Source organism: Blastococcus sp. TF02A-26 (genome assembly GCF_003319125.1).
Classification (GTDB): domain Bacteria; phylum Actinomycetota; class Actinomycetes; order Mycobacteriales; family Geodermatophilaceae; genus Trujillonella.
Genome location: NZ_QOHG01000034.1, coordinates 1 through 10,825 on the forward strand (window position 1 = coordinate 1; position 10,825 = coordinate 10,825).

14 protein-coding genes and 1 rRNA gene are annotated in these 10,825 nt (G+C 74.5%); 10 read left to right on the forward strand and 5 right to left on the reverse strand.

What is annotated here, in order from left to right; translation table 11 throughout:
- Positions 1-2 precede the first annotated feature (2 nt).
- Positions 3-119: ribosomal RNA gene (gene rrf / locus DQ240_RS22775) — 5S ribosomal RNA — on the forward strand.
- 227 nt (positions 120-346) lie between these two features.
- Here the strand turns inward: rrf and DQ240_RS22780 are convergent.
- From DQ240_RS22780 to DQ240_RS22790, 3 genes are read right to left on the reverse strand one after another with little or no spacing between them, the layout of a single operon-like run.
- Positions 347-1,042, reverse strand: a complete 696-nt coding sequence (locus DQ240_RS22780; RefSeq protein ID WP_147262070.1) for a hypothetical protein — start codon at positions 1,040-1,042, stop codon at positions 347-349.
- Positions 1,039-1,950 carry an ABC transporter ATP-binding protein gene (locus tag DQ240_RS22785; protein WP_233498925.1) on the reverse strand — a complete coding sequence of 304 codons (912 nt, stop codon included), beginning with the start codon at positions 1,948-1,950 and terminating at the stop codon, positions 1,039-1,041. Before DQ240_RS22785 ends, DQ240_RS22780 begins: the two co-directional genes overlap by 4 nt.
- Positions 1,947-2,309 carry a GntR family transcriptional regulator gene (locus tag DQ240_RS22790; protein WP_113842003.1) on the reverse strand — a complete coding sequence of 121 codons (363 nt, stop codon included), beginning with the start codon at positions 2,307-2,309 and terminating at the stop codon, positions 1,947-1,949. Before DQ240_RS22790 ends, DQ240_RS22785 begins: the two co-directional genes overlap by 4 nt.
- A gap of 185 nt (positions 2,310-2,494) precedes the next feature.
- Here DQ240_RS22790 and DQ240_RS22795 point away from each other — a divergent pair, with 185 nt between their 5' ends.
- Genes DQ240_RS22795 through allB form a run of 7 tightly spaced genes read left to right on the forward strand, consistent with a single transcriptional unit; the run spans position 2,495 to position 8,154 of the window.
- The gene (locus DQ240_RS22795; RefSeq protein WP_113842004.1) at positions 2,495-2,797 is read left to right on the forward strand and encodes an urease subunit gamma; all 303 of its coding nucleotides are present in this window, start codon (positions 2,495-2,497) and stop codon (positions 2,795-2,797) included.
- A gap of 5 nt (positions 2,798-2,802) precedes the next feature.
- Positions 2,803-3,105: an urease subunit beta gene (locus DQ240_RS22800; RefSeq protein ID WP_113842013.1), complete on the forward strand. Its 303-nt coding sequence runs from the start codon at positions 2,803-2,805 to the stop codon at positions 3,103-3,105.
- Positions 3,105-4,826 carry an urease subunit alpha gene (locus tag DQ240_RS22805; protein ID WP_113842005.1) on the forward strand — a complete coding sequence of 574 codons (1,722 nt, stop codon included), beginning with the start codon at positions 3,105-3,107 and terminating at the stop codon, positions 4,824-4,826. Before DQ240_RS22800 ends, DQ240_RS22805 begins: the two co-directional genes overlap by 1 nt.
- Positions 4,826-5,473 carry an urease accessory protein UreF gene (locus tag DQ240_RS22810; protein WP_113842006.1) on the forward strand — a complete coding sequence of 216 codons (648 nt, stop codon included), beginning with the start codon at positions 4,826-4,828 and terminating at the stop codon, positions 5,471-5,473. Before DQ240_RS22805 ends, DQ240_RS22810 begins: the two co-directional genes overlap by 1 nt.
- Complete coding sequence (ureG, locus tag DQ240_RS22815; protein WP_113842007.1) at positions 5,463-6,140, forward strand: urease accessory protein UreG; 678 nt, start codon at positions 5,463-5,465, stop codon at positions 6,138-6,140. Before DQ240_RS22810 ends, ureG begins: the two co-directional genes overlap by 11 nt.
- Positions 6,137-6,841, forward strand: coding sequence for an urease accessory protein UreD (locus tag DQ240_RS22820; protein WP_113842008.1), 705 nt, complete (start codon positions 6,137-6,139; stop codon positions 6,839-6,841). Before ureG ends, DQ240_RS22820 begins: the two co-directional genes overlap by 4 nt.
- Positions 6,838-8,154: an allantoinase AllB gene (gene allB, locus DQ240_RS22825; RefSeq protein ID WP_113842009.1), complete on the forward strand. Its 1,317-nt coding sequence runs from the start codon at positions 6,838-6,840 to the stop codon at positions 8,152-8,154. Before DQ240_RS22820 ends, allB begins: the two co-directional genes overlap by 4 nt.
- Before the next feature lies 1 nt (position 8,155).
- Here allB and DQ240_RS23485 read toward each other — a convergent pair whose 3' ends face one another.
- On the reverse strand, positions 8,156-8,311 hold the full coding sequence (locus tag DQ240_RS23485; protein ID WP_158548865.1) for a hypothetical protein: 156 nt from the start codon (positions 8,309-8,311) through the stop codon (positions 8,156-8,158).
- An 87-nt stretch (positions 8,312-8,398) separates the two neighbouring features.
- Here DQ240_RS23485 and alc point away from each other — a divergent pair, with 87 nt between their 5' ends.
- Together alc and DQ240_RS22835 are read left to right on the forward strand one after the other, a co-directional pair.
- Entirely contained in the window at positions 8,399-9,391 is a 993-nt protein-coding gene (alc, locus tag DQ240_RS22830; protein WP_113842010.1) for an allantoicase, read from the forward strand.
- 42 nt (positions 9,392-9,433) lie between these two features.
- On the forward strand, positions 9,434-10,702 hold the full coding sequence (locus DQ240_RS22835; protein WP_113842011.1) for a protein kinase: 1,269 nt from the start codon (positions 9,434-9,436) through the stop codon (positions 10,700-10,702).
- Here the strand turns inward: DQ240_RS22835 and DQ240_RS22840 are convergent.
- On the reverse strand, positions 10,699-10,825 hold a 127-nt coding region (locus DQ240_RS22840), incomplete at its 5' end, for an integrase core domain-containing protein (RefSeq protein WP_147262071.1). The two genes, DQ240_RS22835 and DQ240_RS22840, sit on opposite strands and share 4 nt — an antisense overlap.

A 10,825-nucleotide genomic window follows, 5' to 3' on the forward strand; every position in this document is an offset into this window, starting at 1 on the left:
GTTACGGCGGTCATGGCGAGAGGGAAACGCCCGGTCCCTTTCCGAACCCGGAAGCTAAGCCTCTCAGCGCCGATGGTACTGCCCTGGAGACGGGGTGGGAGAGTAGGACACCGCCGGACAACCATTCACAGGAAAGGCCCCAGCCACACGGCTGGGGCCCTTCCTGCATTCCGGGAACCGTGCGATACCGCCACAGTGCAGCGGGGCACTACCGCCACATCGCCTGGGGCATGGGGCGATCTCGCGCGCCGGTGGTGCCTGGACGCACATGCACACGAGCCCCGCTCCGCCACAGTGACGGAACGGGGCTCCTCTGCGTGGTGCGTCAGCCGGCGGCGCCCCCGGGCTAGGGCACCGTCCGTCGGATGCCGGCCCAGCTGAGGGCGGCCAGTCCGACGGCGAGGACGGTGGGCAGCCCCGCGGCCAACGTCGCCGCCGAGCGGTCCGTGAGCCACGTGCCCAGGTCGCCCCACGCCTCGAGCCACGTCACCAGGACGGCGAGGCTCCCGAAGAGGAGCACGAGCCCGACGATGAGGCTCCACATCCCCAGCTGCCCCCACCGCTTCAGGACCACACCGATGCCCAGTCCGATGAACGTGGCGGCCAGCATCGGTCCGCCGGACACGACGATCTGCAGCGCGAAGTCGTCGACGTCCAGACCCGCAGGGCCCCAGAACGCCAGGTCGACGCCCCATCCCCCCGTGGCGCCCTCGATCGCGATGAGTACGGCCAGCGCGATGCCGTAGTACAGCGACTGCGCGACCGCCACGAGCGCGGTCCCCAGGTAGAAGGTCCGGCGGGACAGGCTGAGCCCCATCGCGAACGGCAGCAGCTGCGTGACCGCCTGCACGAACACGACCAGGACCGTGATGTACAGCGAGGCCACGCCCCCGGTGAAGCCCTCGTCGTCGGGGCCGGTGTCGAGGATGGCGAACAGCGCGAGGTTGATCGCGAAGGAGATGCCGGCGACCAGCCACGGGATTCCGACCATCACCAGCGGGTTGACCAGGTGCAGGCGGGCGGCGGCGAGCACGCGACTCATCGGGTGACCTCCTCGAGGACGGCGGGGGCGGGGTCGTCGGCGCGGGAGGACCGGGCCAGCTCGACGACGAGGCGCTGCAGGGGCGTCGCCTCTGCGGTGAGGCCGGCGTCGAGCGCTTCGGCCTCGTCCGCGGGGCCGGCGACGCGGACGACCGCTCGTGCGGCGCCGCCCAGGGTCTCGACGTGCAGGACCTCGCGGCCACGGCCGAAGGCCTCCACAGCGGTCCGCGGGCCGGACACGGTGAGCGCACCGGCGCGCAGCGTCTCGGCGGAGTCGTCCAGCAGGACCCGGCCGCGGTCGATCAGGACCACGTGCTCGAGCAGGTCGCTGATCTCCTCGATCAGGTGCGTGGAGAGGACGACGGTCCGCGGGTGCTCGGCATAGTCGGCCAGCAGCCGGTCGTAGAACAGCTGCCGGGCGACGGCGTCCAGGCCCAGGTACGGCTCGTCGAAGAGCGTGAGCGGCGCTCGCGAGGCCAGGCCGATCACGATGCCGACGGCGGAGTTCATGCCGCGGGACAGGCTCTTCACCGCCCGCTTCCGGGGCAGCTCGAAGTCGTCGAGGAGCCGGTCGGCGAGGTCGGCGTCCCAGTACGGGAAGAGCCAGGACGCGGCGGCGATCGCGTCGCAGACGCGGAACGCGTCGGGGTACCGCTGACCCTCGCGGACGAAGCAGATGCCGGACAGGGCGCCGTCGTCCTCGAACGGCGCGCGGCCGAAGACCTCGACCCGCCCACTCGTGGGTTGCCGGTGGCCGGTGACCAGCTGCATCAGCGTGGTCTTGCCCGCGCCGTTGCGGCCCAGCAGGCCGGTGATGGTGTCCTGCTCGAAGGCGGTGGTGACGCCGTCCAGGGCGGTGTGGCCGCGGAAGCGCATGGTCACGTCCTGCACGGTCACGAGGGCGGTCACCGCTGCTCCTCCCAGCTGTCGATCATCGAGGTGAGCTCGCGGGGGGAGATGCCGAGCTTCTGCGCCTCGGTCATCAGGGGGCGGACGTACTGGGAGGCGAACTCGCTGCGCCGGCGCTTGAGCACCTGCTCGCGGGCGCCCGTGGCGACGAACATCCCGACTCCTCGTCTCTTGTAGAGGACCCCGTCGGCGACCAGCTGGTTGAGGCCCTTGGCGGCGGTCGCGGGGTTGATGCGGTGGAAGGCGGCCAGCTCGTTGGTCGAGGGCGCCTGGCTCTCCTCCGGGAGGGAGCCGTCGACGATCGCGGTCTCGATGAGGTCGGCGACCTGCCGGAAGATCGGGCCGGCGTCCTCGTTCACCGGCGGGGACCGGTCGTGCCCGGGGCCCTGAGGTCCCTGGGTTCGTTACTCATGTAGTGGACCATAGAGGCACGGCGTCGCCGATGACAAGGCCAACCGGTCGCGTCGTCCGTATGAACGGCGCAACACGGTTGTCACGAGGCGGGGTTAACGTCCGGGCTCCGTCCACCTCCGGAGGTCCCCGCGTGCACCTGTCGCCGCACGAGCAGGAACGCCTGCTGCTCTCCTACGCCGCCGAGCTGGCCCGGCGCCGCCGCGCCCGCGGGCTGCGGCTCAACCTGCCGGAGGCGACGGCGATCATCACCGACCACGTGCTCGAGGGAGCGCGCGACGGCGTCCTCGTGGCCGAGCTCATGCAGTCCGGACGCACGGTGCTGACACGGGACGACGTCATGGACGGCGTCCCCGAGCTGCTGGAGGAGGTGCAGGTGGAGGCGACCTTCCCGGACGGGACGAAGCTGGTGACCGTCCACTCCCCCATCCCGTGAGCGAGATGGTCCCCGGAGAGGTGATCCCCGCCGAGGGGACGATCGAGACGCTGCCCGGCGCCCCCCGCACCGAGCTCGAGGTGACCAACACCGGCGACCGGCCGGTGCAGGTCGGCTCCCACTTCCACTTCGCCCAGACCAACGCCGCGCTGTCGTTCGACCGCGCGGCCGCGCACGGTCAGCGACTCGACATCGCCGCGGGGACCGCCGTCCGCTTCGAGCCCGGCATCACCCGCACGGTCACGCTCGTGCCCCTGGCCGGCGCGCGCGTCGTCCCGGGCCTGACGGCCGAAGGAGGCCTCGGCTGATGGTGCAGCTGTCCCGCGAGCGCTACGCGCAGCTCTACGGCCCGACGACGGGCGACCGCATCCGGCTGGCCGACACCGACCTGCTCATCGAGGTGGAGGAGGACCGCTGCGGCGGCCCCGGCCGGGCCGGCGAGGAGGCGGTCTTCGGCGGCGGCAAGGTGATCCGCGAGTCGATGGGCCAGGGTCGGGCGACCCGCGCCGAGGGCGCTCCCGACCTCGTGATCACCGGCGCCGTGGTGCTCGACCACTGGGGCATCGTGAAGGCCGACGTCGGCATCCGGGACGGCCGGATCGTGGCGCTGGGCAAGGCGGGCAACCCGGACACGATGGACGGCGTCCACCCCGACCTCGTCATCGGGCCGGGCACCGAGGTGCTGGCCGGCAACGGCCGGATCCTCACCGCCGGCGGGATCGACTGCCACGTCCACTTCATCTGCCCGCAGATCGTGCCGACGGCGCTGGGCTCGGGGGTCACCACGCTGATCGGTGGCGGCACCGGCCCCGCCGAGGGCTCCAAGGCGACGACGATCACCCCGGGCGACTGGTACCTGGCCCGGATGCTCGAGGCGATGGACCCGCTGCCGGTCAACGTCGCCCTCCTGGGCAAGGGCAACACGGTGTCCCGGGCGTCGCTGGTCGAGCAGCTGCGGGCCGGTGCGAGCGGCTTCAAGCTGCACGAGGACTGGGGCTCCACGCCCGCGGCGATCGACGCGGCGCTGACCGTGGCCGGCGAGCACGGCGTCCCGGTGGCGCTGCACAGCGACACGTTGAACGAGGCCGGCTTCGTCGAGGACACCCTCGCCGCGATCGCCGGCCGGAGCATCCACGCGTACCACACCGAGGGTGCCGGGGGCGGGCACGCGCCGGACATCATCACCGTCGCCGGGCACCCGAACGTGCTCCCCAGCAGCACGAACCCGACCCGGCCGCACACGGTGAACACCCTCGACGAGCACCTCGACATGCTCATGGTCTGCCACCACCTGGACAGCTCCGTGCCCGAGGACCTCGCCTTCGCCGAGAGCCGGATCCGGCCGACGACGATCGCCGCCGAGGACCTGCTGCACGACATCGGCGCCATCTCGATGATCGGCTCCGACGCCCAGGCGATGGGCCGGGTCGGCGAGGTCGTGATGCGCACCTGGCAGACCGCGCACGTGATGAAGCGCAAGCGCGGCTCCCTGGCCGGCGACGGCGCGGCGGACAACCTGCGCGCCCGCCGGTACGTCGCCAAGTACACGATCTGCCCGGCCGTGGCGCACGGGATCGACGGCGAGGTCGGCTCGGTCGAGCCCGGCAAGCTCGCCGACCTGGTGCTGTGGGACCCGGGCCTGTTCGGCGTCCGCCCGCACGCCGTCCTCAAGGGCGGGATGATCGCCCGGGCGCAGATGGGCGACGCCAACGCCTCGATCCCCACCCCGCAGCCGGTGCTGCCGCGGCCGATGTTCGGCGCCTACGGCAAGGTCCCGGCGCTGACCTCGGTGCACTTCGTGGCCCAGGCCGCGATCGACGCGGGGCTGGCGGACCGGCTCGCCGTCGACCGGCGGCTGGCGGCGGTCACCGACACCAGCCGGCTGACCAAGGCCGACATGCCGGAGAACACCGCGCTGCCCGACATCCGGGTCGACCCGGACACCTTCACGGTCAGCGTGGACGGCGAGGTGTGGGAACCCGAGCCGGTGCGCGAGCTGCCGATGGCGCAGCGGTACTTCCTGTTCTGATGACGGCCGCTCTCCTCACGCTCGCCGACTCGCGGCTGCCGGCCGGCGGGCACACGCACTCGGGCGGGATCGAGCAGGCGATCGCGGCCGGCCACGTGACCGATCCGGGCTCGCTGGCGACCTTCCTGCTCCGTCGCCTGCGGACGGCGGGGGCGGTGGCGGCGGGGCTGGCGGCGGCCGCGTGCGGTGCCGACGACCTCGCGGCGCTCGACGCGGAGGCCGACGCGCGCACGCCCTCACCGGCGCTGCGGGCCGCGTCCCGGCAGCAGGGGCGGGGTCTGGTCCGGGTGGGACGGCGCGCCTGGCCCTCGCCGGCCTGGGATGCGCTGCCTCCCGCCCCGCACCACCCGGTCGCTCTCGGCGTCGCCGCCGCGGCCGGTGGGCTCACCGCCCGGGACGCCGCGGCGGCCGCCGCCTACCTGTCGATCAGCGGCCCGGCCACCGCGGCGCAGCGGCTGCTCGCCATGGACCCGCTGACCGTCGCCGCCGTCACCGCGCGACTGTCGCCCGAGGTGGACGCCGTCGCCGAGAGGAGCACTTCGCGCGCGAGAGGCTCACCGGACGAGCTCCCCGCCGACACCGACCCCCTGCTCGACCTCCTCGCCGAGGTGCACACCGCTAGGAAGGACCGGTTCTTTGCCTCCTGACCACAACCTCACCGACTACGTCGACCCCTACGAGCACGGACACCGCCACGGGGGTCCGCTCCGGGTCGGTCTCGGTGGGCCCGTCGGCTCCGGCAAGACCGCGCTGGCCGCGGCCCTGTGCCGCACGCTCGGCGCGGAGTACGACCTCGCCGTCGTCACCAACGACATCTACACGACCGAGGACGCCGACTTCCTGCGCCGCAACGCCGTCCTCCCCGACGACCGGATCGAGGCGGTGCAGACCGGCTGCTGCCCGCACACCGCGATCCGCGACGACATCACCGCCAACCTGGACGCCGTCGAGCTGCTCGAGGCGAGGCACCCGGACCTGGAACTGGTCTTCGTCGAGTCCGGTGGGGACAACCTGACCGCGAGCTTCAGCTACGGCCTGGTCGACGTGCAGATCTTCGTCATCGACGTCGCCGGCGGGGACAAGGTGCCGCGCAAGGGCGGCCCCGGCGTCACGGCCAGCGACCTGCTGGTGGTGAACAAGACCGACCTGGCGCCGCTCGTGGGGGCCGATCTCGACGTCATGCGCCGCGACTCGGCGACCGTGCGCGGCCAGAAGCCGACGCTGCTGATCTCGCTCCGCGAGGACCCGGCGGCGGCCGAGGTGGCCGAGTGGGTGCGCGAGCAGGTCCGGGCCCGGGCGGGGACGCCGGTGTGATCACCCGCGTCGAGGTGGTCGCCCGGCCGGGGCCGGGCGGCCGCACCGTGCTGCCGGTGCTCCGGGGGAGCGGCCAGCTCGCCGTTCGCCGGACCGGGCCGACGTCGGTGCACCTCGTGGCCACCGCGTTCGGCCCGCTCGGTGGGGACGACGCGGAGATCTCCCTCGTGGTCGAGGAGGGTGCACACCTGACCGTGCACACCGTCGCGGCCGCGGTCGCCCTCCCGGCGCGGCAGGGGGAGGCCCCCTCGGTCCAGCGGGTGCGCGCCACCGTCGCCGGGTCGCTGGTCCTCGCGCCGGAGCCGACCGTGGCCGCCGCCGGGGCGCACCACCGCGCCGAGCTCCTGGCCGAGCTGGCGGGGAGCGCCACGCTGACCGCGACCGAGCAGGTGCTCCTCGGCCGGGCCGGCGAGGAGCCCGGCCGCTGGACGGGCACCACGCGGGTCGAACGGGACGGCCGGCCGCTGCTGCACACCACCGTCGCGCTCGGTCCCGGCGCGCCCGGCTGGCTGCCGCCGGTCGCGCCCCGGGCCTACGCCGCCACCGTGTCGATCGGGAGCACCCTCCCGGTCGCGACGGGGCAGGATGCGGTCCGGTTGCCGCTGGACGGCGGCTGGTCGGCCACCGCGTGGGGTCCCGAGCTGCACCGCGTGGTGCGGGCGCTGGAATCGCTGGGCGGCGTGGACGAGGAGGTCGCATGAGCTCGCTGGTGGTCCGCGCGCGGCGGGTGGTCCTGCCCGACGGCGAGCGCTCCGCGGCGGTGCACACGGAGGGCGGGGTGATCACCGCGGTGACCGCCTACGAGGACGTGCCCGCCGGTGCGGTCACCCTCGCCGACGACGAGGTGCTGATCCCCGGCCTGGTCGACAGCCACGTGCACGTGAACGAACCCGGCCGCACCGAGTGGGAGGGCTTCGCCACCGCGAGCCGCGCCGCGGCGGCCGGCGGGGTCACCACCATCGTGGACATGCCGCTGAACTCCGTGCCGGCCACCACGACCCTCGAGGCGTTGCACGTGAAACGGGAGGTGGCCGAGGGGCAGGTGGCGGTCGACGTCGCCTTCTGGGGCGGCGCGGTGCCGGGCAACCTCGACCAGCTGCGCCCGCTGCACGAGGCCGGCGTCGTCGGCTTCAAGTGCTTCCTCCTCGACTCCGGCGTCCCCGAGTTCCCGCCGCTGGACGACGCCGGCCTGCGCGCCGCACTGACCGAGCTGACCGCGCTCGACGCGCTGCTCATCGCGCACGCGGAGGACGCCGACGTCATCGCGGGCGCTCCCGACCCGAACGGCGCCAGCTACGCCGCCTTCCTCGCCTCCCGGCCGCCCGCCGCGGAGGAGACCGCGATCGGCCGGCTGGTCGCCGCGACCCGCGACACCGGGGCCCGCACGCACGTCGTCCACCTCGCCGACGCCGACGCCCTCCCGCTGCTGCGCGCCGCCCGTGCCGAGGGGGTGCGGATCTCGGTCGAGACCTGCCCGCACTACCTGAGCTTCGCCGCCGAGGACGTGCCCGACGGCGACACCGCGTTCAAGTGCTGCCCGCCGATCCGCGAGGTCTGGCACCGGGAGGCGCTCTGGGCGGCGCTGGCCGACGGCGACATCGACCTGGTGGTCAGCGACCACTCGCCCTGCACCCCGGAGCTCAAGCGGCTCGACGTGGGCGACTTCGGCCTCGCGTGGGGCGGGATCGCCTCGCTGCAGGTGGCGCTGCCCGCGGTGTGGAGCGGCGCCCGGGCGCGCGGGATGCCGCTGACCGACGTCGTCCGGTGGATGTCGGCGGCCCCGGCGCGGCAGGCGGGGCTGCCGGGCAAGGGGGCGATCGCGGTCGGGAAGGACGCCGACCTGGTCGGGTTCGCGCCGGACGAGCGCTGGACGGTCGACCGGCTGCTGCACCGCAACCCGGTGACGCCCTACGCCGGGCGCGAGCTCACCGGGGTGGTGCGCCGCACGTGGCTGCGTGGTGGGGAGGCGGACGGGACCCCCCTCGGCCGGCTGCTCAGCCGGGGGGCGCCGTGACTCAGGACTGCGGTTCCTCCCGGGCGGCGTCGTCGAGCACCTGCGGGTCGTCCCGCACGCCGCCGGCGGGGTCGGCGTTGCCGAGCGCGGTCTCGGCGGGCATCTGCTGGACGTGCTCGCGGGCCCGCTCGCGCAGGTCGTCGGTGGGCTCGGACATGGGTCCTCCTCGGTCGGCGTGTGGAACGGTGCTGCCCTACCCCCGCCACCGACCCGGAACCCGCACCGCCCCCGACCGAGGAGCACCATGACGGACCCGTTCGGCCTGCCCGACCTCGCCCGGCGCGACCTGGGCGGAGCGGTGGTGGCCGCCAACGACGAGTTCTTCGCCGCGAAGGAGAACCTGATCGTCCCCGGCCCGCCGCAGGCGCGGGTCGAGTTCGGCCACCGCGGCAAGGAGTACGACGGCTGGGAGACCCGCCGGCGCCGCGAGCCCGGCAGCGACTGGGCGGTCGTGCGGCTGGGGGTGCCCGGCGTCGTCGCGGGCGTCGTCGTCGACACCGCGTTCTTCCTCGGCAACTTCCCCCCGCAGGCCTCGGTGGAAGGCGCGGCGATCGAGGGGTACCCACCCGCGGCCGCGCTGGCCCACGCCGACTGGTTCCCGCTGCTGCCGCTGTCGGGGCTGACCGGCGGCACCGCCAACGCCTTCGTCGTCCCGCCCGGGCCGCGGGTGACCCACGTGCGGCTGACCATCCACCCCGACGGCGGGGTGGCCCGGCTGCGGGTGCACGGCACCGCCGTCCCGGACCCCGAGATCCTGGAGGCCGGACCCCTCGACCTCGCCGCGCTGGAGAACGGCGGCCTGGTGACCGCGGTGAGCAACGCGTTCTACGGCACCCCGTACCAGCTGCTCGGACGAGGCGACGCCCGGTCGATGGGCGAGGGCTGGGAGACCGCCCGCCGGCGCGACGACGGCAACGACTGGGTCGAGGTCGCCCTGGCCTGCGAGGGGCACGTGACCCTCGCCGAGCTGGACACCTCGTACTTCCTCGGCAACGCCCCCGGTGCGGCGTCGCTCACCGGCCTGGCCGCCGACGGCAGCGAGGTCCCGCTGCTGCCGCGGACGCCGCTGCAGCCCGACACCCGCCACCGCTTCGTGCTGCCGGAGCACGGAGCGGTCGCCCGGGTCCGCCTCGACGTCTTCCCCGACGGCGGGATGGCGCGGCTGCGGCTGTGGGGCCGGCCGTCCGACGCCGGCCGTGCCGCGCTGCGCCGCCGCTGGGAGGAGACCGCGGGCTAGTCTCCGCCCGTCCTGATCCACGACGGGGCGAGCGGGGGACGGGTGGAGCTGCGAGCGGGCTCGCGCGTCGGCGGGTACGAGCTCGTCCGTCCGCTCGGCGAGGGCGGCATGGGCTCGGTGTGGCTGGCCCACCACCCCAACCTGCCGCGCGACGTCGCGCTCAAGGTGCTGCACCCGGACCTGGCGCGGACGCCGGACCAGCGGGCCCGGTTCTCCCGCGAGGCGGAGATGGTGTGCCGGCTCAGCCACCCGAACGTCGTCGACGTCATCGACCGGGGGCAGGACGGCGACCGGCTCTGGATGAGCATGCAGTACGTCCCGGGCGAGGACCTGGCATCCCGGCTCCAGCGCGCCGGCGCCGCGCCGCCCGCGGAGGCCGTGCGGATCGTCGCCGCCGTCGCCGCGGCGCTGGACCACGCGCACTCCCGCGGCCTGCTGCACCGCGACGTCAAGCCGGCGAACGTGCTGCTCAGCCCCCAGCCCGACGGGCCGGAGCGGGTCCTGCTCGCCGACTTCGGCATCGCCCGCGGCATGGAGGGATCGGGACAGCTGACCTCGACCGGCCAGGTCGTCGCCTCGTTCTCCTACGCCTCCCCCGAGCAGGTGTCCGGCCGCCAGCTGGACCCGCGCACCGACGTCTACTCGCTGGCCGCGGTGCTCTTCGAGCTGCTGACCGGCCGTCGCCTGTTCGACACCGACGACCCGATCGCGCTCATGTGGCAGGTGGTCAACGCGCCGACGCCGGATCTGCGCTCGCTGCGCCCCGACCTGCCGCCCCGGCTGGCCGAGGTGCTGGCCCGCGGTCTGGCCAAGGACCCGGAGCAGCGGTACCGCTCCTGCGGTCTGTTCGCCGCGGCGGTGCGCGACGCCCTCGCCCCCGGGCCGGCCCCGACGCGGCAGCAGCCCCCGCCGCCTCCCGCACCGCTGCCGCTGACACCGGCGCGCCCGCGTCGGCGCACCTGGGTGTGGGCGCTGGCGTCGGCCCTGGTGGTGCTGCTGCTGGCCGGGGCCGCCGTGCTCGTCGTCGTCCTCGTCGGCCGGGAGGACGACGACCCGGCGGTCCCCCCACCCGAGGGGGAGACCGTGCCGGCGGCGGAGGTGGCGGCCACCGTCGAGCGGCAGACCGAGGACCAGGAGGGCGTCGGTGTCGCGGTCACCTGCGACACCGACCTCGCCGTCGCCGCGGGGGAGTCGGTCCGCTGCGAGCTCGAGGAGGACGGGACCGGCGCCGTCTACGGCCTGACCGTGACCTCGGCCGGACCGGAGTACGACGAGTTCGAGTGGCAGGTGGACGACGAGCCCGTGGACTAGGTGTACTGCCCGGAGACGTTGGTGCAGCGGGTGATGGGCGGGAGGTTGCGCAGGGCGGTGTGGGGCCGGTGGTGGTTGTACTGGTGCAGCCAGCCTGACAGGGCCGCCCGCCGCGCTTTCTCG